Genomic DNA, 20554 nt, shown 5'->3' on the forward strand with positions numbered 1-20554 from the left:
GGCGCGGCCGGGTTGGGCCTTGCCGCCGTATCGGCACCGGCACCGGCACCGGCACCGTGTCACTCGATCCTTCAGACGACTGGCCGGATGGCGTGAGCCAGGGGGCGGGCCGTCACGCGCGTGGCACCGTCGCCGTCCGGTTCGACCGCCCGGAGGGGGCAGCCTGTGCCGACGCGGTCGGTGAGTTCGGCGCGCAGGGTGGCGAGTTCGGCCATGCGGGTGTCGAGGAGGCGGATCTTCTCCTCGAACAGCGCGGAGAGCGCTACGGCGGGGGCCGGTGCCGCGCGCAACTCCTCGCCGGTCCTGGCGATTTCGGCCAGGGAGAATCCGAGTGTCTGCGCGGTGCGGACGTAGTGCAGCCAGGCCACCGACTCGGGCGGGAAGTCGCGGTAGCCGTTGGTGAGGCGTCGGCCCGTGACGAGGCCGACCTTCTCGTAGAACCGGATCGCGTCCCTGGTCATCCCGGTCTGAGCGGCCAGCTCTCCGATACGCATGCCGCGCCTCCCCCTCGGCCGATGAGCTTGACCTTGGACCGTACTCCACTGTTTAGCGTGAGGCCGTCGCTGAGCCCCCCAACCGGCCGGAGCCTCCCCATGATCCGTTTCCACGCCCCCGCACGCCCCGCCTATCTCCGCGTCGTACGCGCGAGTGCCTGGTACGACCTCGCGGTCACCGTGGGGTTCGTCACACCGTGGACCTACGCGCGGGTGCACGACGCGCTGTCCTCGGCGGGCGACGCGCTCGGCTGGGGCGTCCTGCCCGAACTCGACGTGTGGCAGACCCTGTTCGCGAATCTGATGGGCTCTGTGGTGGTCGTCTGGGCCGCCCTCCGCATCGTACGGACCCTGCCCGAACACGGCCTGCTCGACGGCATCGCGCGCACCCTGTTCTCCGCGTGGATGGCGTACGCGCTGGCCCAAGGCGCCTCGCGGATCCTGTGGCTGTTCCTCGCCGCCGAGGCCACCTGGGGAATCGTCCAACTCACGCCCTGGCTGCGCCCCGCCGTCGACCACCGGACCGCCCGACCGGAACACTCAGGGCTGGGTTGATCGCCAGCCGCCAGCCGCCAGCCGCCAGCCGCCAGCCGCCAGCCGCCAGCCGCCAGCCGCCGGCCACGGCGGCCCTTCGGGGCGCGGACGGCCTACGGCCTACGGCTACGGCTGCGGCTTCGCGGTGGCGATGCGGTCGAGCCAGTCGCGCAGGAGGGCTTGTTCGGTGGCGGTGAGGGCGGAGGTCCTGGGGAGGACGGCGCGCAGGGCCACGGCGGCGGTGACGGGACCGGAGGCGGGGTCGGTGGCGGCCGGGGCGTCGGTGGTGATCGCGGCGATGACCGCTTCGCGGGCCAGGGCGGCCAGTTCCGGGTCGCGGCGGTCGGGCGGCAGGGAGATCAGCGTGTTGGTGATGCCCTGGCCCGCGGCCTGGACGAGCAGCGAGGCGCGTTCCTCGCTCACGCGCAGTCGGCCCGCCTCGGCGATCCGGCGAATGTGCCCGGCCAGCACCGCCACGCCCGCGACCTCGGCGGGCGTCGGCGGCACCGAGCCCCTGGTCCGCTCGTACATGACCTGGTAGAGCGCCGGGTTGGCGAGGCCGAAGCCGACGTGCAGGTCCCAGCCGGTCCGCAGGTCCGCCACCGGGTCCGCGCCGGGCTCCAGGTCCGTCTTGCCGGCCAGGTAGGCCGCGAAGCCGTCGGCCGCGACCGCGTCGAGCAGGCCCTGCTTGTCGCCGAAGAGCCGGTAGATCGTCGGTGCCTGCACTCCGGCCGCCGCGCCGACCGCCCGGGTCGACACGGCTTCCCGGCCGCCCTCGGCGAGCAGCTTGGCGGTGGCGGCGAGGATGCGCTCGCGCGGACCGTCCTCAGGGGCGATGTCTCCGACGCTCATGGTGTCGACGGTAACAGGAATCGCGTTAGCGGTAATTCAGTATCGGTGCTAGCGTGTAGGTCGTTAGCGGTGATTCGGCGCTGCTCGTGCCGCCACCGGTACGGCGACATCTATCGGCATGTCGATCTGTCGACCGCGCGTCGCCCGTGCGCCGAGGCCGCGCAAACCCTCACCCACCTGGAGACACCTCATGATCATCGTCACCGGAGCCACCGGAAAACTCGGCCGGGCCGTCGTCGACCGGCTGCTCACCCGCGTCCCCGCCGAGGAGATCGGCGTCAGCGTCCGCGACCCCGACAAGGCGCGGGACCTGGCGGAGAAGGGCGTCCGCGTACGGCGGGGCGACTTCACGGACCCGGCGACCCTCGCGCACGCCTTCGAGGGCGCCGCGCAGGTGCTGATCGTCTCGGCCGACGTCACCGGAGAGGCCGCCCTCGCCATGCACCACGCCGCGATCGACGGAGCCAAGGCAGCCGGGGCCGGCCGCATCCTCTACACCAGCCACATGGGCGCGAGCCCGACCTCCCTCTTCGCGCCCATGCCCGACCACGCCGCCACCGAGGCGGCGCTGCGCGACTCGGGCGTGCCGTGGACCTCCCTGCGCAACGGCTACTACGCCAGCTCGGCGATCATGCTGCTCGGCGCCGCCGTGCGCACGGGCGAGCTGGCCGCGCCGGAGGACGGCCCCATCTCCTGGACGGCCCACGCCGACCTCGCCGAGGCCACCGCGCGCGTGCTGACCGCCGACGACCGGTCCGTACGCCCCTCGGGTCCGACCGCGCCGCTCACCGGCTCCGAAGCGCTCGATCTCGCCGACGTCGCGGAGACCGCCGCCGAACTGTCCGGGCGCCCGGTCAAGCGCGTCGTCATCGGCGACGACGAGTACCGGGACCTCCTCGTCGGGCACGGCGCCTCACCCGCGCAGGCGGAACTCCTCCTCGGGATGTTCGCGGCCGGCAGGCAGGGCGAGTTCACCGCGGTCGACCCGGCGCTCGCCACCCTGATCGGCCGCCCGCCGACGCCGTTCAGGGACGTACTCGACGAGGCGATCACGTCCGCTGCCTGACGGCCGCCCCCGGCCGTGTGCTCGTCAGCGCAGGAAGGCCGCCACGGTCGACACGAAACGCGCCGGGTCGTCGAGCCAGGGGAAGTGACCGGCGCCGGGCTGGACGGCCGACTCGGCGCGCGGGAACAGACCGGCGACCTCGGCCGCGGCGGCGGGCGGGGTGTTGAGGTCGACCTCCCCGGCCAGTACGAGGACGGGGGCGGTGAAACGCGCCAGGGCCGCGCGGGTGACGGCCGGGTCGAAGGCGCCCTCGGAACCGAAGACCTCCCCGGCTACCGCGTTCTTGCGCGCCTCGCCCGCGTCCCGGTGCGCGCGGGCCGCGTCGTCCCAACGCCCGTAGAAGAAGGGGTCGACGGCCCGGAACGTCCCGGCGTCGCCCTTGCCCGCGACGACCGCCTCCAGCGCGGCGAAAGCGGCCGGGAACCACGGCTCGCCCTCGCGCAGCAGCGCCGTCCCGCGCCGCGTGTCCCCGGTGACCGGGACATCGACCGCCCGGACGCTCGGCGTGATCAGCGCGAGCCGCCCGACGCGTTCGGGATGCCGGGCGACATACAGCACGGCCAGATTCGTACCGGCGGAGTGCCCGAGCAGATCCGCCCGGTCAAGGCCCAGATGGACGCGGAGGGCTTCCACGTCGTCCACGAGCCGGTCGCAGCGGTAGGAGCCGGTGTCCTGGGGGACCGCCGAGCCGCCGGTGCCCCGCGGGTCCAGCAGGATCAACCGCCGGTGCGCGGTGAGACCGCCGAGGTCCCCGAGGTACGCGCTGTCCTGCATCGGACCCCCGGGCAGGCAGATCAGCGGCGGCCCCTCGCCGAGAGCGTGGTAGGCGAGCCGGGTCCCGTCGGGCGCGGTGAAAGAACTCGTGGCGGCCGTGGCGGTCGCGGTGGAGTCGGCGGTCATGGCGACGACTGTGGCAGCGGCCTCGGGACGGGGGCAACCGGGTTCCGGCGGCGGCCGTCCGCCGGGGAGCGGGAGCGTCGTACCCCGCGAGCAGCGTCGGTCGGCGTGGATCTCGACGCCGTACGCACCTTCGTCGCCGTCAGCGACGCGGGAAGGTTCCAGCAGGCCGCGACGGACCCGCACTCGCTGGTCCGGCGCGCCGACAACCCGCATCCGCCGGTGGCGCGGGCGCGGTCCGCGGGTCCCGGACTGGGGCCGCGCCGTGCCGGACCGGCCGGGGACGCCGTACGTCCAGGGGCCGGATGAGCCGTGCGGGCCGCACCGGGCGAGGAGCGTGCGAGGGCGGCCACCGGACAGGTGACGTACCGGCGAGGGGACGGGCCACCGGACCGGCGGGAGGCGGCCACCGGACCGGCGGGAGGCGGCCACCGGACCGGCGACGGTCGGGCGCCCGGCGTATTCTGCGTCGTATGTCCTGGACCAGCCTCTTGAGGGTGCGCCGCGCGGAGGGGGAGACCTTCCTGCTGCGCCGCAAGCGGGTCCCCGGCATCGACCTGTCCTACGGTGACGCGCGGCTCGCCGAGATCCGGGCGGCGGCGCGCGAGGGCGTCGAGCGGTGGCCGCTGATCCGCGCGCGACTGGCCGCCGCGACGGACGGCGAGGACCTGACCTTCCTGCTGGAGGGCGTGCAGAGCGTCGCCGGGGTGGAGCGGTGGATCGGCGACGTGATCGCCGCCGAGCCGGACGACGCGCTGCCGCTGCTGGTCTCCGGCGCCCGGCATGTCGCCTGGGCCTGGCACGCCCGTACGGGTTTCGCGGCGCGATACGTGTCGGACGAGCAGTGGGAGCTTTTCCGGGCCCGGCTGACCGTCGCCGAGGACCACCTGCTGGAGGCGGCCGAGCGCGAGCCGACCTGGGCGGCGCCCTGGTACTTCCTCCAGATCACCGGGCGCGGTCTCGGCGTCGGATCCGATGTCGCGGAGCGCCGCTTCGCGGCGACCTGCCGCCGCTCGCCCGGCCATGTCGCCGCCCACCGGCAGCACGTGCAGCAGCTCTGCCCGAAGTGGGGCGGCTCGTGGGCCCGGACGCACGCCTTCGCCCGCGAGTCGATGCTGGCGGCCCCCGCCGGTAGCCCGATGGGCCACCTCGTCGCCCAGGCCCACCTGGAGGAGTGGCTGGCACTCGGCGGCGACGCGGAGTCGCCGTATCTGGCCGACGCCGACGTGGTCCGGGCCGTCAACGAGGCCGCCGCACGCTCGGTCTACCACCCGGACTTCGTACGCCGCCGGGACTGGCCGCTGGCCTTCAACACCTTCGCGATGACCTACGCGCTCGCCGGGGACCTCCGCCTCGCGCGTCCGCTGTTCCAGGTCCTCGGGGACCGGGCCACCGAGATGCCCTGGATCTACCTGGACGGCCAGTCGCCCCTGGTCCCGTTCCTCGCCTGGCGCGCCCGCGCCGACCGCTGACCCCGTACGTCCGAAGGGGTACGGACCCGCGCCGGGCGAAAACCGCTGGTCGCGGCGGCTCCCTTTGCGGTAGGTCTGCGGGGGCGCGTGCCGTGGAGCGGCGCCGCTGTGCGATGCCGACGTGGAGGACGAGATGTTCGCGATTTCCCTGGGAGACGACGCCGAGCTGCGCCCGCTGGAGCCGTGGCGGGCCGAGGAGTTCCTGGCCCACATGGACCGCGGGCGCGAGTACATCGGACAGCACATCGGCCTGGCCGACGCCACCGCCGACCTGGACTCGGCGCGGAACTGGCTCCAGTCGTACGCCGACAAGACGGCGGCCGACGCGGGCCGCCTCTACGGCATCTGGCTCGACGGACTGCTCGTCGGCGGTGTCCTGTTCAAGGTCTTCGACGCGGCGGCTGGCAACTGCGAGGTGGGCTGCTGGCTCGAACCGGCCGCCGCCGGACGGGGGTTGGTCACCCGGGCGGCCCGCGTCATCATCGACTGGGCGGTGTACGAACGCGGTATCCACCGGGTGGAGTGGATGGTGTCGCCCAAGAACACGCCGAGCGTCAACGTCGCGAAGCGGCTCGGCATGACCCGCGAAGGACTGCTGCGCGCCACCTACCTCTACCGGGGCGTACGGCAGGACGCCGAGGTCTGGTCGATCCTCGCACCGGAGTGGCGCGCCGCCGGGCGGGACGCCCGCTGACCGACCGATCGACCGCCCGCTGATCGACTGCCTGCTGACCGCCCGCTGACCGCCCGCCCGCCGTCCTCGTACCGGACGCCGGGCCGGCAGCGCACCGCGGCCCCGGCGCGCCCGTGGCAGACTCCCCGAATGCTCCATCCCGACGCCGCCCGCCTCACCCGCCGCTATCTGTCCGCCGCCGACCGGCTGCTGCCGGGCCGGATCACCCACTTCTACGTGGTCGGCTCGGCCGCGCTCGGGGCGTGGCGCGCGGGCGGCAGCGACATCGACGTCGTCGCGGCGGTGGACGGCGGCTTCACGGCGGGGGACCTCCGGCGGCTGCGGGTGCTGCACCCGGTCGGCAACGCCACCCCCGTCGTACGGGCGCTGCTGCGGGCGCGGGTGACGGTCCCCGGCACGGTGAACGCGGTCTACGTGTCGGCCGCCGACCTCCGCCGACCGGTGACGGCCATCCGCCCGCTGGCCTCGCACACCGGGAACTCCTTCGCGCGCGGCCGTGCCTTCGACGTCAACCCTGTGGTGTGGAAGGTGCTGCGCGAACGCGGCATCCCGCTGCGCGGCGCGGCCCCCGGCGCCCTCGGGCTCGACCCGGAACCGGAACGCCTGCGCGCGTGGAATCTGGAGAATCTGCACGGCTACTGGCACCCCTGGGCCGAGAAGGCGCTGGCCGGGAAGACGCCCGGCAAGCCGCTGGTCGCGGCGCGCTCGGCGGGACGTTCGCTCACCACCTGGGGCGCGCTCGGGGTGTCCCGGCTGCACCGCACGGTCGCCACCGGGGACATCGTCTCCAAGGAGGGCGCGGGGGAGTACGCCCTGGACACCTTCGCGCCGCGCTGGCACCCGCTGATCCGCACGGCCCTCGCCCATCGCCGCGCGGAGCCGCTTCCGGCCGGGCTCGCCCGCGACCCGGACCTCGCCGACCGGGTGCGGCGGCTCCGGCTGACCGGCGCGTTCGTCATGGAAGTGATCGCGGACGCCGACCGGCTCTGAGGACCGCCGCCGCCGAGCAGCCGTCCAGCGGTCGCCCCCCCCGCCCCCTCCGGGGGGCCGTCACGACCCGGAATCCCGGCACGACCGGCCGTTGGCCCGTGCCGCGCCCTGCCGCCGTACAGGCGACCCCTGTCACCTGTCAGGAGCGGCAGGCGCGGGCCCGCTCCTACCTCGGCGCCGTGGCCCCCCAGGCGCTGGCGCAAGCGCAGGGCCAAGCGGCGCCGAGCGGCCGGTCGCACCCGTACACCGACACGTACGCGACGGGCACAGCCGCCGATACGACGTCCCGTACGGCCTCCGGTGCGATGTCCGGTACGGCCTCCGGCACGGTCTCCGGTGCGCGGACTGCGTACACCGACCTCGACCGGCTGGTGCGGACCTTGAACGTGCACGGCGGCCGGGTCAGTAGGCTGACGGGCCGTCAGGGGCGGTCCAGGGTGATGGAGTTGACCGGGCCGAGGTCGTAGTGCCAGGCACCGCCCGCCACCAGGTCGTCGACGACCTGGCCGGTGCCGTTGTAGCCCGTCCACAGCCTCGCCCGGGCGCCCCCGGACTGGTTGTTGAGCACGTCGTGCCACCCGTACTGATTGCTCAGGTTGTGGGCGCCGTAGCTCCAGTACACGAAGCTGGGGTGGTCGTTGCCCCAGTCCGTGTCGTTCGGGTAGACGCAGACGGCGCCGTACGGGCAGCCGTGGACCGTGCCGCCCGCCGCGTCGGCCCGCACCGCGCCGACCGTCCCGACGGCCGTCACCGAAAGTGCCAGCACCGCCACGCCCCGCATGACCTTGCCCATGTCGCTCTTCCTCTCCTCGCGGAACCGGCCCTTCGAGGCCGCCACCAGCACCGTAGGAAAGGGGAACGGCCCGCCGCTCCTGACAGATGACAGGGCGGCGGGCCGGGACCGGACCGTCAGGACAGGCAGCCGACGCTCGCCAGGGCCTGCCGGAGCAGGACACCGCGACCGCCCGGCATCTCCTGCTGGAGCTGCGGCGAGGACGCCTCCTGCGGGGTGAACCACACCAGGTCGAGCGCGTCCTGGCGCGGGCGGCAGTCGCCCGCGACCGGTACGACGTAGGCGAGGGACACCGCGTGCTGCCGGGGGTCGTGGTACGCGGTGACCCCCTCGGTCGGGAAGTACTCGGCGACGGTGAACGGCTGCGGGGAGGCCGGGATCCGGGGCAGCGCCACCGGGCCGAGGTCCTTCTCCAGATGCCGCAGCAGCGCGTCGCGGACCCGCTCGTGGTGCAGCACCCGGCCCGACACCAGCGTGCGGCTGATCGTCCCGTCGGGCCCGATGCGCAGCAGCAGCCCGATGTGGGTGACTTCCCCGCTGTCGTCCACCCGCACCGGCACGGCGTCGACATACAGGATCGGCATACGTGCGCGCGTCAGCTCCAGTTCGTCGGGAGCCAGCCAGCCGGGCGTGGTTTCGGTCATGTCAGCCATCCGCTGATCGTACGTCGCCACCCGCCCGCGCACAGGCCCGGGAGCCGAACCGGACCCGCGCGGTCCGCTGTCCGGACCTGCGCGGTTCCCGGCCCCGCCACGATCCGCACCCCTAGCCGCTCTTGCGGCCCACGCCCGCGTAGACCCAGAACTCCGAGGGATTGTCCGGGATTTCGTCGGCCGGATCGGGGCGCCACAGCGGGACGTAGACCAGTCCCGGCGGGACCAGGTCGAAGCCGGTGAAGAGCGCGGCGATCTGGTCGTGGGAGCGGGCGGTGACCGGAGAGGTGGCCTTCGACCGGTAGAGCTGGCCGACGGCGGCGGCGGTGCCGGGGCGGTCCTGGTCGGTCGCGTGGCTCAGCGCGAGCCAGCTCCCCTCGGGCAGCCCGTCACGGTAGGCGGCGACCAGCCCCTCGGGGTCCTCCGCATGCGTGATGAAGTGCAGGATCGTGATCATCAGGACGGCGACCGGCTGGTTGAAGTCGATCAGCTTCCGTAGCTGCGGCGAGTTCAGTACGTCGTCGGGCCGCCGGATGTCCGCGCTCACGATGTCGGCGTCCGGATTGTCCGCGAGCAGCGACGCGCTGTGCGCGACGGCCACCGGATCGTTGTCCACGTAGATCACCCGCGTGCCCGGCGCGATCGACTGCGCGACCTCGTGGACGTTGCCCTGCGTGGGGATGCCGGAGCCCAGATCGACGAACTGCCGGACGCCCGCGTCGACCAGATAGCGCACCGCCCGGCCCAGGAAGGCCCGGTTCGCCCGAGCCAGCGCCCGCACCTGCGGGTCGATGGCGGTGAAAGCGGCCAACGCCTCCCGGTCTATGGCGAAATTGTGCTCCCCGCCGAGCATCGCGTCGTAGATCCGCGCCACGCTCGCCTTGGCCGGATCCACGCCCTCCGGGACATCTTTGCGTCCGCTCACCACAAGTCCCTTTCGACGGCCGCGTCTTGAACGGTCATCATAGAATCCTGGTGACGGGGCGCTGCGGGGTGCGTACGTCTCCACCGGGTGGTTTCGGCCGCCCGCCGCAACGGCTCGGCGGAAGGCACGACCCTGCGACACGAAGCGCACGAACAGCCCGAGGACAGCGCCCTCGAGGACGCGCCGGGGGCCGCTTCCGCGTTCCGCGAGAAGCCGCCGCCCCCGCGCCGCGGGCGGCTGGCGGTCGGTCCAGCGGCCGATGTCATCGGTTCCGCGCTCGATCTGCATATGACCGGAAACCATGTCGTCCACGCGATGGCGCCCGGATTCTGCGACGCCGCCTCCGTCTATCTGCTGGAGCGCTGGCTCGTCGACGAGAGCGCGGGGACGTCCGCCGATCCGCCGCAGATCGAGGCCAGGCGGCTCGCGCTGCGGATGGGCGCGGCGGCGGCCGAGAGCACCGAAGGCGTCCTGCCGATCGACGAGGTGCTGGTCTTCCCGCGCCAGACCCCGTACGCCCGCGCGCTCGCCACCGGCCACGCCCAACTGCTCGACGCGGTCGACACCCACACCTTCGACCGGCTCGCCGCCTCCGGACGCGGCGACGCCCGCATCCACGACCTGTTACGCACCGCGTCCTTCCTCGTGGTCCCCATACGCCTCCAGAGCGCCGTGATCGGCTTCATCGCCTGCACCCGCGGCCCGCACCTGCCGCCGTTCGGCCTGGAGGACATGGCGGGCGTCGAGTCGCTGGCCGCGCGGGCCGGGGTCGCCCTGGACAACGCCCGCCGATACGAGCACGAGCGCCGTACCGCGCTGGCCATCCGCAGGAGCATGCTGCCCGACACCGACCGGACCTTCGAGGGCTGCCGCGTCGCCCACGACTACCGGCCCGCGGGCCCGCACGACATCATCGGCGGCGACTGGTTCGACGTCCTGCCCAGGCCCGGCGGCCGGGTCGGCCTGATCGTCGGCGACGCCATGGGACACGGCCCGGAAGCCGCCGTCGCGATGATCCAACTGCGCACCGCCGCACGGACGTTGGGCGCGCTGGACACCGATCCGCGTGAACTGCTGCACCGGCTCGACGCCCTCGCCGCCGACACCCCCGACGCCTCCTTCGCCACCTGTGTGTACGCCGAGTGGGACGCGGAACAGCACACCTGCACCGTCGTTGGCGCGGGCCACCCGCCGCCGCTGATCCGCGCACCGGGCGAGGCCGCCCGCCCCGTCCCGCTCGGCGCAGGACTGCCGCTGGGGCTCAGCGCCTGGAGCGCCGAGCCCTCGGTGCTGGAGATCCACCAGCCCACGCTCCTGCTGCTCTACAGCGACGGCCTGATCGAGAGCCGCCGCTCCGACATCGACGCCGGTATCGCCCGGCTCGCCCGCTCCCTCGACCACGGCATAGGCGAACGGGCGCCGGGCGGCCCGGCCATCGGTGCCGACGGTGCGGACCGCGCCCCAACCGGCCCCGGTACGGGTCCCGTTGGCGGCGCCACCGCCCGCGCCGCCGCCGAGGCCGCCGCACTGGCCGAAGTCGACGTCGGCCAGGAGCAGTTGCAGTCCCTCTGCGACACCCTCCTCCGCGACCCGCCCGCCGACGCCACCACGGACGACCGCACGGTCCTGCTGGCAGCGCTGACACCGGGATAGGCCGCGGGCGCGCTTGTCGTGAAGGGGCGTCCGTCTGACGGTGCCTGGCGCGCGGCCGGATTCCGTGAGGCGCTTCCGGCGGTCGTGCCAGCGGTCGTACCAGCGGGCTGACACGGCGGGCTGACACCGGGAAAGGCGCGCGGGCGCGCTTTGCGCGAAGCGCCCGGTGGCGCTCGGCGCGCCGTCGCGCACCGGCAGGTGGCTCCGCGGCCCCGCTCGGCCAGATCGCCACGGGACGGACGGCCGACGCGAGCCACGTCCGCTGCGCCGACTTCGACGGCGACGGGAAGACCGACTCCATCCTGATCGGCGCGGGCGGCGAGATCTCGGCGTGGCTGAACCGCGGCGGCGACGGCCGCGTCGCCTCGGGCCCGGTCATCGGCTGACCGCGCGCCCGAGGCCGTGCGGCCGTGTGTGTGTACGCGCGGCCGTACGCGACGGGCCTGGTCGCCGGGGCGCGACGCGTACGGCCGCGCGCGACGCCCGCTCGAAGGGGCCGGTCAGACGATGCCGCCGTTGGCGCGGACGACCTGGCCGTTGACCCAGTGACCGGCCGGGGAGGCGAGGAAGGCGACGACCTCGGCGATGTCGGCGGGGGTGCCGAGCCGCTCCAGCGGGGGCTGGGCGGCCAGGCGGGCGACGGTCTCCTCGTCCTTGCCGTCGAGGAACAGGTCGGTCGCGGTGGGGCCTGGCGCCACCGCGTTGACGGTGACGTCCCGGCCGCGCAGCTCGCGGGCGAGGATCAGCGTCACCGCCTCGACCGCGCCCTTGCTGGCGGCGTAACCGGCGTAGCCGGGGAAGGACAGGCCCAGCACGGACGTGGAGAAGGTGACCACGGCGCCGCCGGGGCGCACCCTGCGGGCCGCCTGCTGGGCGACGACGAAGGTGCCGCGGATGTTCGTGCGGTGCATCGCGTCCAGCTCGGCCAGGTCCAGTTCGGCCACGGTCGACAGCGCCATGCGCCCGGCGGCGTGCACGACGACGTCGACACCGCCGTACGCGGACTCGGCGGCGTCGAAGAGCGCCGCGGCGGCCGTCTCGTCGGCGATGTCGGCCTGGACGGCGAGCGCCCGGCCACCGGCCGCGGTCACCTCCTCGACGGCGTCCTCGGCCAGGCCGCGGTTGCCCGCGTAGCCGATCACCACGGCGTGGCCGTCGGCGGCCAGCCGGGTCACCACCTGGCGGCCGATGCCGCGTGAGCCGCCGGTGACGACGGCGACGCGCGGCCGGGAGGGGGTTTCGGGGGTGGTCGTCATGGGGGGCTCCTGTACGGAAACGGAGGCGGTCGGGCGGGCGGACCGCCCCGGCGTTCGTACGTCCTGCCGGGGGCCGGTCCGCTTCCCACTGTCGGCCGCTTCCACGCGGTCAGCCAGGGCTGAGCCCACCCAGGGGTTGCCGTCCCCTGGCTGCGGCCTGGCCCCGCCGGGCGCGGCGAGTGACGATGGAGGGGTGAATCTTCCCGAGCTGGCGGCGTTCCTGAAGACCCGGCGCGACCGGATACGGCCGGACGCCGTGGGGCTGCCCGCCGGGCCGCGGCGGCGGGTGCCGGGGCTGCGCCGCGAGGAGGTCGCCCAGCTCGCCGGGCTCTCCGCGGACTACTACACCGAGCTGGAGCGGGGCCGCGGCGCCCAGCCCTCGGCCCAGACGCTGGCCGCGCTGGCCAGGGCGCTGCGGCTGACCACGGACGAGCGCGACCACCTGTTCCACCTCGCCGAGCGGCCCGTGCCCCCCTCCGCGCACGGCTCGGCCGCCCCCGTACAGCCCGCGCTGCTGGGCCTGCTCGACCGGCTGACCACCACCCCCGCCCAGGTCATCTCAGACCTGCACGAGACGCTGGCGCAGAACGAGCCGGCCGCCGCGCTCCTCGGCCGTCCACCCGCCGTACGCGGCCCCGCCCGCAGCTTCGTCTTCCGCTGGTTCACCGATCCGCGGGCGCGCGGCATCTACCCGCCCGAGGACCACCCGCACCACTCGCGGGTCTTCGTCTCCGACCTCCAGGCGGTCGCGGGCCAGCGCGGCCGGGACACCGAGGTCGCGCGGATGGTCGCCCATCTGCGGCGCGAGAGCGCCGAATTCGCCGCTCTGTGGGACGCCCACGACGTGGCCTTCCGCCGCACCGACCACAAGCGGATCGTCCATCCGTCGCTGGGCGTCATCGAGTTGGACTGCCACTGCCTGTTCAGCGAGGACGGCCGGCAGCGGCTGCTCTGGTTCAGCGCCGCCCCCGGCACCGAGGGCGCGGAGCAACTGGAGCTGCTCTCGGTCATCGGCACGCAGGACATGACGGCGCGGTAGGGCGGGACGCGGCAGAGCGCGGGGTGCGAGGCACGGCAGGGCGGGGCGCGGCAGGGCGCGGTAGAGCGCGGGGTGCGGCAGGACGTGGGGCGCGGCAGGGCGCGCGGACGCCCTCGGCGCGGCGGCGCCCCCTTCGCACGGCCTGCACCGGTCTCAGGTGCCCGCGAACTCCTCCCAGCTCAGAGGGTGTTCGGCGGGCCGCTAGCGCCGGGGCAGCTGATTCGCATGGGAGTCATGTGGTTGTTGCGCGGTGTTCATCGGGGGTTCTCGGACGGTGACGACCGGCCGCCTACTGTGATCGGGAGAGCTGGCAGGCAGAAAGGGAACTGTGGTGAAACCGACACAGGATCTTCCTGACGCACTGTCAGGCGGTGAGGTCTCCGGCGAGGCGAGCGGCTTAACCGGCCCTTCCGTCGCGGGCGGTGAACTGGCCGCCGCCCGGCTGCGCGGCGAACGCGAGGCGCTGCTGCGGTACGTGGCGAAGCTGCTCGCCCCCGACCTGCGGCACGCCGAGGACGTCGTGCAGGAGACCCTGCTGCGGGCGTGGCTGAGGGCCGATCAACTGGACTGGCAGAAGAGGCCGATCAGGCCCTGGCTGTTCAGGATCGCGCACAATCTGGCCGTCGACACCTGGCGCAAGGACCGCGCGATACCCGTCGGCAGCGCGGCCGACGTCCGCCCCGACACCGCCGACTGGGACGACCTCGCCGACCGCGTGGTGGACCGGCGGTGGCTGCAACAGGCCATGCGGCGACTGCCCTACGCGCACCACGAGGTACTGGTGCACGTGCATATCTACGGACGCGGCAGCGAAGAGGTCGCCGACGTCCTCGGGATACCCCGCGGGACCGTCAAGTCCCGTACCCACCACGCGATCCGCTCGCTGCGCCGCGAGCTGGGTGTGCTGGAGAACGAGGAGACGGCCGCATGACCCGTCCGCAACCGGCCGTCGTCGAGCTGGCGGGCGGGCCCCTCCAGGTGTTCACCGACCACCGGGGCGCCATCTGCACGGTGCTGGGCGTCCTCGGCCTGGTCATCGCCGTGCTGGTCCTCACCAACCGGTCGGTCCGCCGGATCGGCGGATGGCGCGTGGTGCGCCGCTGGGTGCGCCGCGAGAGCCGCCTCACCGCGAACGCCTTCACCGCGCCGTTGCGCGGGTGGGTCCGCTACCGGCGTCAACTCCGGCTGCTGGGACGCCTGTTGGACGACCCCGGCGTCTGGCGGACCGGGGAGCGCGCGCTGCGCGCCGCCCACGCCGCCGCCCCCGACCGCTGCCGCCCGTACGGCGTGCTGGTCGGCGACGGGACCGACGACGGTCTCGTCGGGGTCCTCGTCGCGGGCCGGGACGTCCCCCAACCGCCGCCGCCGTGGGTCGCCGACGACCGCGACCCGCGCGTGTGGTGGAGCGCGTACGAGGAGTGGCACGACCTCCAACCCGCCGGACTCGCCGGCCGGTTGGCCATCGGGGAAGGCGCCGGCTGGGAGCAGGAGCCGGTCGCACCGCCCGTACTGATCGCGGCCGTCGGCGTCGAGGGGGACCGCGCGGTCTTCCTCGACCTCGCCTCGGGCGCGCCGGTCACCTCGCTGGACGGTGACGAACGCGTCGCCCGCCCGCTCGTCCACGCGCTCGCCGCCCAGCTCGACCGGCGGCTGCCGCCCGGCGCCGTCACCGTCGCCGACGGCGTGCACCCCCGGCACGCGGGGCCGCCCGTCGCCCAGGCGCTGCGCGACGCCGCCCGGTGGAGCGACACCCACGAAGGCCCCGCCTTCGTGGTCTGCCAGGGCCCGCTCCCCGACGCCGCCGCCGACCTCGCGGGCGCCGCGGGACCGCGCGTGCTGGCGTACGGCAGGACGCACGGCCGCGCCCGTCTGCTGGACGTGGACCGCGACGGACTGCTCACCGTGCACGGCACACCGCTGCGGGTCCGGGCGACCTCCGTGCCGCGCGCGGTGGCCGCCGCGATCGGGTCGCTGCCGCCGTACGAACCCCCGCCGCTGGCCGCGCCCGTCCGCGCCCCGGCACCGCACGCGCACGTCGAACGGGCCGAGGAGCCGGGCCCGGTGGGCGTCTCCGCGGTGTCCGCAGTCGGCGCGCCGTCCACGGAACTCGCGCGGGGCGTCGGCCACGCCCAGGTGACGTCCCGTCAACGCAGCGGCGGCGAAGCCGAGTCGGGCCCGGTCGGCGTCTCGGCGTCGGCCGCCGCCGGGCCCGGCGCGACCCCGCCAGGGGGACGCGCCCGTACCGGACCCGCCGCCGGTGAGTCCGCGGGCGGAGCCGGGACACCCGACGCCGAGTCCGTGGGCTCGGGAGCCGTGACCACCGCGCCCGCCCCGCGGGGCGACTGACCGCGGACCGACCGTTGACCGCCGCCCCCGGCCGCCCCCACCACCCCGGTTGGACATCGTGAAGCTGACTCTCACCACCGTCGACGCCGTCGGCACCACCGCGGGCGCCGTGCACCGCGACCACCTGCTGGAACTCCCCGACGGCTGCACCGTGGGCGACCTGGCCGAGGCGCTGGGCGTCCGGGCCGACGGCACACCCGCCACCGCGGGCCGCCCCGGCGCGCCCGTGGCGGACCCGGCACGCCCCGACGGCCCGGCGGACCCCGACGCGGGCCCCGCCCTCCACCTCGGCGCCGCACCGCTCGCCCCCGAGGCCCCGATCCGCGACAGCGGCATCCGCGAGGGCAGCGTCCTCGGCGTCGGCGGCACCCCGCCCGACCCCGACCCGCTCGCGGGCCGCGTCCAGCCCGCGCCCGGCGAACCCGTGCTCGCCGAGGTACACAGCGTCTCGGGCCCCGGCGCGGGCCGCAGTTGGCAGCTCGCGCAGGGCAGTTACGAGATCGGCACGGACGCCCGCTGCGCGATCCGGGTCCGCGGCGCCGACGCGCCCGAGTACGGACTGTGGGTGACGATCGCCGCGGACGGCAGCGCGTACTGGCACCGCGAGCGCGCCGAGGACCGGATCGACGGCGGCTCCGTACGGCTCTGCGTCCCCGTCCCGCCCTCCGACGTCGACCCGCTGACCGGCACCGCGCCCGACCGGACCACACCCGAGGAGCGGATGGACGCGGCGCGCGCCGTGGACGAGGCGGAGAAGGCGGCGCGGGCCGCGCGGAAGGCGGCCAGGAAGGCGGCGCGCGGACCGGCCGCCGACCCCCGTACCGTCGCGGCCCGTACACCCGCGCAGGCCGACACCACCGCCCGCCGCGAGGCCGACCACCGCACCGCGTGGCCGGTGGACGTCGACCTCGCCGTCGGCACGACGCTGCTGCGCATGGTCGCCCCCGTGGAGGCGGACGCCGCGGTCGCCGACTCCGCCGACGGCATCGGCGTCGACTTCAACCGGCCGCCGCGCATCGCGCCGCACCTGGACGCCGAGTCGCTGCGCCTGCCGTCCCCGCCGGGACAGCGCGTCCGCGTGCCGTTCCCGCTGCTGATGATGTTCGCGCCGGTCGTGCTCGGCCTGGTCATGGTCGGCATCTTCCACTCGTACTTCTACCTGGTGTTCATCCTCTTCACGCCGCTGATGGCGATCTCCAACTGGGTGATGGGCCGCCGCAACAACCACAAGACGCACGTGGAGTCGCGCCGCCGCTACCGGGCCCGGCGCCGCGTGGTGGAGCGGGAGATCCGCGCGGCCGTCGTACGCGAGCGCCGGGTGCGCTGCGACACCGGACCCGACCCGGCGGCCCTCGGCCTGATCGCCACCGGACCCGGCAGCCGGCTGTGGGAACGCCGCCGCCGCGACCCCGACCACCTCGTGCTGCGGGTCGGCACCGTCGACATGCCGTCGGTGAAGGCGATCGAGGACCCGGCGCAGGACGAGAACCACCGCACCGTGCGCTGGAATCTGCCCGACATCCCGATCGGCGTGGAGATCACCGAACTCGGCGTCGTGGGCGTCGCGGGCACCGCCGCGCCCGTCCAGGCGCTGGCCCGCTGGTGCGTGGCCCAGTCCGCGGTCCTGCACAGTCCGCGCGACCTGCGGATCGTCGTGCTCACCGAGCCGTCCCGCGCGCAGGAGTGGGGCTGGGTGCGATGGCTGCCGCACCTGCGGCCGTACTCGCCCAACGGCCCGGTCGTGGCCATCGGCAACGACCCGGAGAGCGTCGCCAACCGCGTCTCGGAACTGGTCTCGCAGATCCAGGCACGGCAGCGGGCGCTCGGCTCGTCCATCGGACGCGCGATGTTCACCGCGCCCGACATCCTCGTGATCGCCGACAGCGCACGGCAGTTGCGCGACGTGCCGGGCATGGTGCAGATCCTCACCGAGGGTCCGCCGGTCCGTGTCTTCAGCCTCTGCCTCGACGAGCAGGAACGGCTGCTCCCCGAGGAGTGCGGCGCGGTCGTCACCGTCTCCGGCACCGGTCTGACGGTCCGCAGGACCGGACTGCCCGAAGTCACCGGCGTACGGCCCGACCTGGTCGCCTCCGCCTGGTGCGAGCGGGTGGCCAGGGCGCTCGCGCCGCTGCGCGACGTCAGCCCGGACAACGACAGCGGACTGCCCGACGAGGTACGGCTGCTGGACCTGCTCGGCCAGGAACCCCCGGACGCGCGGGCGCTGGTGGACCGCTGGACCAGGCGCCCGGCGACCACCACCTTCGTACTGGGCACCGGATACGACGGGCCGATGTCGCTGGACCTGGTACGCGACGGGCCGCACGGCCTGGTCGCCGGGACCACCGGATCCGGCAAGTCCGAACTCCTCCAGTCCTTCGTCGCCTCCCTCGCCGCGGGCAACCGCCCCGACGAACTCACCTTCGTACTGGTCGACTACAAGGGCGGCAGCGCCTTCCGCGAGTGCGCCAACCTGCCGCACACCCTCGGCATGGTCACCGACCTCGACGCGCACCTCGTCCAGCGCGCCCTGGACTCGCTCGCCGCCGAACTGCGGCGCAGGGAACGGATCCTGGCCGAGCACGACGCCAAGGACCACCCCGAGTACCGGGCCAAGCGCGCCGCCGCCGCTGCCTCCGCCACCGACCCGCAACTCCCGCCGCTGCCGAGGCTGCTGCTGGTCATCGACGAATTCGCCACGCTGGTGCGCGAGGTGCCGGATTTTGTCACCGGGCTGATCAGCATCGCCCAGCGCGGCCGGTCGCTCGGCATCCACCTCATCCTCGCCACGCAGCGCCCGGCGGGCGCGGTCACCGCGGACATCAAGGCCAACACCAACCTGCGGATCGCGCTGCGCGTCACCGACATGGTCGAGAGCCAGGACATCATCGACACCGGCGACGCCGTGCACATCTCGCCGAGCACCCCGGGACGCGCGCTGGTCCGCTACGGACACCGCTCGGCCGTCCCGTTCCAGTCCGCGTGGGTCGGCGCGGAACGCCCCGCCGAGGAGAGCGAGGACCCGGACGGTCGGCCGCGCCCCGCGCTCGCCCGGCCCAAGGTCCACGCCGCGGAACTGTCCTGGACCCGGCTCGGCCGCCCCGCCGCCCCGCCCGCGGGCGACGACGACACCCCGCAGGAGCAGGGGCCGCTCGCGCCCACCGACCTCCAGGTCCTGGTGGCGGCGCTGCGCGAGGCCGCCGACCTGCTCGACGACTACGAGCCGCAGCCCAGCCCGTGGCTGCCCGCCCTGGAGCCGAAGGTGCTGCTGGAGGAGCTGCCCGCGGTCGAACGCCCCGGCGCCACCGGCCTGAAGACGCTCCCGCCGCCGTTCCCGTACGCCCTGGAGGACATCCCGCAGCTCCAGGAACGCCGGGTCGCCACCGTGGACCTGGCCACCTTCGGGCACCTCTACGTGATCGGCGCCCCGCGCTCGGGCCGCACCCAGGCGCTGCGCACCATCGCGGGCTCCGCCGCGCGCACCGCCCGCCTCAGCGACCTGCACATCTACGGGATCGACGCGGCGGGTGGCGGACTGGCCGCCGTGGCCGCGCTGCCGCACTGCGGAGCCGTGGTGTCCCGGCACGACTTCGAGCACCTGGAACGCCTTCTCGGCCGCCTGGTAAGGGAGTTGACCGAACGTCAGGAGGCGTGCTCGGCGCGGAGCTGTTCCGGGCTCAACGAACTGCGCGACCTGCTGCCGGAGGCGGAACGGCCCGCGCACATCCTGCTGCTCGTGGACGGCTGGGACGCGCTGTCCCCGCTGATCGACGACTACGACAACGGGCGGCTGCTCGGCGACATCACCCGCCTGCTGCGCGAGGGCGCGGCCGCGGGCATCCACGTCGTCGCCACCTCGGAACGCTCCCTGATCGCGGGCCGGATCGCCGCCCACAACGACCACAAGCTGCTGCTGCGGCAGGCCGACCGCAGCGACTACAACCTCATCGGCATGCTGCCCAGCCAGGTCCCCGCGTCCGTCCCCGACGGCCGCGGCTGGCACATCGTCAGCCGCACCGAGACGCAGATCGCGCTCCTCGACGCCGACGACAGCGGCCAGGGCCAGGTCGAGGCGCTGCGCAGGATCGGCGCCGCGGCCACCCGGCGGGCGGTGAACGTCCCCGACGACCGGCGCCCGTTCCCGGTCGCCCCGCTGCCCGCGGTGGCCGACTTCTCCGAGGTCTACGAGAAGGTGCCCGCCAATCTGCGCCGCCCGATGTGGGGCCTGCTGGGCGTCGGCGGCGACGGCGCGGGCGCGGTCGGCGTGGACTTCGCGCAGGGCGCGCCGTCCTTCCTCGTCGCCGGGCCGCCCGGCTCCGGGCGCAGCAACACCCTTGCCTGCCTGGCCGTTTCGCTGCTCGCGGGCGGCACCTCGCTGGTGGTGCTGACCCCGCGCGAGTCGCCGCTGCGGGCGCTCGCCCGCCACCCGCAGGTCCGGCTGCTGACCGAGCCCGACCCGTCCGCCGACGCCGTGCGCGAGGCGCTGGACGCGATGGCGGGACCGCGCGTGGTCATCGTGGACGACGCCGACCTGGTCGCGATGGGCGGCGCGGAGAAGATCCTCAAGGACATCGTGGTCTCCGGAAGGGAACGCGGCATCGGCCTGCTCGCCGCCGGTCCCGCCGACTCCCTCTCGCTGGGCCTGGGCAGTTGGCTCACCGCGGCCAAGCGGTCCCGGCGCGGCCTGGTCCTCGCCCCGCGCAACATGTCCGACGGCGATCTGATCGGCGCCCGGCTGTCCATCAGCGCCGTACGGTCGCACGCCCGCGCGGGCCGCGCCTGGACCTCGGGCCCCGGCGGCACGGCGCTCACCGTGCAGGTCCCGGTCACCACGCTCAAGACGTCCTGAACGCACAAGCGCCGGGCTCCCGTACCAACGGGAAGCCCGGCGCG

At 74.7% G+C, this 20554-nt stretch carries 20 protein-coding genes; 13 read left to right on the plus strand and 7 right to left on the minus strand.

Annotated elements, in window-relative coordinates; translation table 11 throughout:
- Positions 1–71 precede the first annotated feature (71 nt).
- A complete protein-coding gene (locus ABZX65_RS20220; RefSeq protein ID WP_355341478.1) occupies positions 72–494 on the minus strand; it encodes a MerR family transcriptional regulator in 423 nt (140 codons plus the stop codon).
- A gap of 99 nt (positions 495–593) precedes the next feature.
- On the opposite strand from ABZX65_RS20220, the gene ABZX65_RS20225 reads away from it, so the two are divergent.
- On the plus strand, positions 594–1049 hold the full coding sequence (locus ABZX65_RS20225) for a hypothetical protein (protein ID WP_355341481.1): 456 nt from the start codon (positions 594–596) through the stop codon (positions 1047–1049).
- Between the two features lie 105 nt (positions 1050–1154).
- On the opposite strand, the gene ABZX65_RS20230 is transcribed toward ABZX65_RS20225, so the two are convergent.
- A complete protein-coding gene (locus ABZX65_RS20230; RefSeq protein ID WP_355341484.1) occupies positions 1155–1880 on the minus strand; it encodes a TetR/AcrR family transcriptional regulator in 726 nt (241 codons plus the stop codon).
- A gap of 190 nt (positions 1881–2070) precedes the next feature.
- On the opposite strand from ABZX65_RS20230, the gene ABZX65_RS20235 reads away from it, so the two are divergent.
- On the plus strand, positions 2071–2946 hold the full coding sequence (locus tag ABZX65_RS20235; RefSeq protein WP_355341487.1) for an SDR family oxidoreductase: 876 nt from the start codon (positions 2071–2073) through the stop codon (positions 2944–2946).
- A gap of 24 nt (positions 2947–2970) precedes the next feature.
- Here ABZX65_RS20235 and ABZX65_RS20240 read toward each other — a convergent pair whose 3' ends face one another.
- A complete protein-coding gene (locus ABZX65_RS20240; RefSeq protein ID WP_355341490.1) occupies positions 2971–3846 on the minus strand; it encodes an alpha/beta hydrolase in 876 nt (291 codons plus the stop codon).
- Between the two features lie 105 nt (positions 3847–3951).
- On the opposite strand from ABZX65_RS20240, the gene ABZX65_RS20245 reads away from it, so the two are divergent.
- The 5 genes from ABZX65_RS20245 to ABZX65_RS20265 all read left to right on the plus strand — a co-directional run bounded on the left by ABZX65_RS20245 (position 3952) and on the right by ABZX65_RS20265 (position 7466).
- Positions 3952–4152 carry a hypothetical protein gene (locus ABZX65_RS20245; RefSeq protein ID WP_355341493.1) on the plus strand — a complete coding sequence of 67 codons (201 nt, stop codon included), beginning with the start codon at positions 3952–3954 and terminating at the stop codon, positions 4150–4152.
- A gap of 164 nt (positions 4153–4316) precedes the next feature.
- Entirely contained in the window at positions 4317–5315 is a 999-nt protein-coding gene (locus tag ABZX65_RS20250; protein ID WP_355341496.1) for a hypothetical protein, read from the plus strand.
- 133 nt (positions 5316–5448) lie between these two features.
- The gene (locus ABZX65_RS20255; RefSeq protein WP_355341499.1) at positions 5449–6009 is read left to right on the plus strand and encodes a GNAT family protein; all 561 of its coding nucleotides are present in this window, start codon (positions 5449–5451) and stop codon (positions 6007–6009) included.
- A gap of 129 nt (positions 6010–6138) precedes the next feature.
- Positions 6139–6999, plus strand: a complete 861-nt coding sequence (locus tag ABZX65_RS20260) for an aminoglycoside adenylyltransferase domain-containing protein (protein WP_355341502.1) — start codon at positions 6139–6141, stop codon at positions 6997–6999.
- 98 nt (positions 7000–7097) lie between these two features.
- Complete coding sequence (locus ABZX65_RS20265; RefSeq protein WP_355341505.1) at positions 7098–7466, plus strand: hypothetical protein; 369 nt, start codon at positions 7098–7100, stop codon at positions 7464–7466.
- On the opposite strand, the gene ABZX65_RS20270 is transcribed toward ABZX65_RS20265, so the two are convergent.
- The 3 genes from ABZX65_RS20270 to ABZX65_RS20280 all read right to left on the minus strand — a co-directional run bounded on the left by ABZX65_RS20270 (position 7421) and on the right by ABZX65_RS20280 (position 9370).
- Entirely contained in the window at positions 7421–7837 is a 417-nt protein-coding gene (locus ABZX65_RS20270; RefSeq protein ID WP_355341509.1) for a hypothetical protein, read from the minus strand. The two genes, ABZX65_RS20265 and ABZX65_RS20270, sit on opposite strands and share 46 nt — an antisense overlap.
- A 71-nt stretch (positions 7838–7908) precedes the next feature.
- Positions 7909–8436, minus strand: coding sequence for an NUDIX hydrolase family protein (locus tag ABZX65_RS20275; protein ID WP_355341772.1), 528 nt, complete (start codon positions 8434–8436; stop codon positions 7909–7911).
- Positions 8437–8557: 121 nt separating this feature from the next.
- Positions 8558–9370 (minus strand): SAM-dependent methyltransferase, encoded by an 813-nt coding sequence (locus ABZX65_RS20280; RefSeq protein ID WP_355341512.1) that lies wholly within the window; start codon positions 9368–9370, stop codon positions 8558–8560.
- 288 nt (positions 9371–9658) lie between these two features.
- Here ABZX65_RS20280 and ABZX65_RS20285 point away from each other — a divergent pair, with 288 nt between their 5' ends.
- Positions 9659–11023: a GAF domain-containing SpoIIE family protein phosphatase gene (locus tag ABZX65_RS20285; RefSeq protein WP_355341775.1), complete on the plus strand. Its 1365-nt coding sequence runs from the start codon at positions 9659–9661 to the stop codon at positions 11021–11023.
- A gap of 224 nt (positions 11024–11247) precedes the next feature.
- Positions 11248–11409: a hypothetical protein gene (locus tag ABZX65_RS20290; RefSeq protein ID WP_355341778.1), complete on the plus strand. Its 162-nt coding sequence runs from the start codon at positions 11248–11250 to the stop codon at positions 11407–11409.
- Positions 11410–11523: 114 nt separating this feature from the next.
- Here ABZX65_RS20290 and ABZX65_RS20295 read toward each other — a convergent pair whose 3' ends face one another.
- Positions 11524–12279, minus strand: a complete 756-nt coding sequence (locus tag ABZX65_RS20295) for an SDR family oxidoreductase (RefSeq protein ID WP_355341515.1) — start codon at positions 12277–12279, stop codon at positions 11524–11526.
- A gap of 193 nt (positions 12280–12472) precedes the next feature.
- Between ABZX65_RS20295 and ABZX65_RS20300 the strand changes: the two genes are divergently transcribed.
- The 4 genes from ABZX65_RS20300 to ABZX65_RS20315 all read left to right on the plus strand — a co-directional run bounded on the left by ABZX65_RS20300 (position 12473) and on the right by ABZX65_RS20315 (position 20510).
- Positions 12473–13318: a helix-turn-helix transcriptional regulator gene (locus ABZX65_RS20300; protein WP_355341518.1), complete on the plus strand. Its 846-nt coding sequence runs from the start codon at positions 12473–12475 to the stop codon at positions 13316–13318.
- A 331-nt stretch (positions 13319–13649) separates the two neighbouring features.
- Entirely contained in the window at positions 13650–14249 is a 600-nt protein-coding gene (locus ABZX65_RS20305; protein WP_355341521.1) for a sigma-70 family RNA polymerase sigma factor, read from the plus strand.
- A complete protein-coding gene (locus ABZX65_RS20310) occupies positions 14246–15664 on the plus strand; it encodes a hypothetical protein (protein ID WP_355341524.1) in 1419 nt (472 codons plus the stop codon). Before ABZX65_RS20305 ends, ABZX65_RS20310 begins: the two co-directional genes overlap by 4 nt.
- A 58-nt stretch (positions 15665–15722) precedes the next feature.
- Complete coding sequence (locus tag ABZX65_RS20315) at positions 15723–20510, plus strand: FtsK/SpoIIIE domain-containing protein (protein WP_355341527.1); 4788 nt, start codon at positions 15723–15725, stop codon at positions 20508–20510.
- Positions 20511–20554 lie beyond the last annotated feature (44 nt).

The organism is Streptomyces sp. NPDC003300, assembly GCF_040610915.1.
Classification (GTDB): domain Bacteria; phylum Actinomycetota; class Actinomycetes; order Streptomycetales; family Streptomycetaceae; genus Actinacidiphila.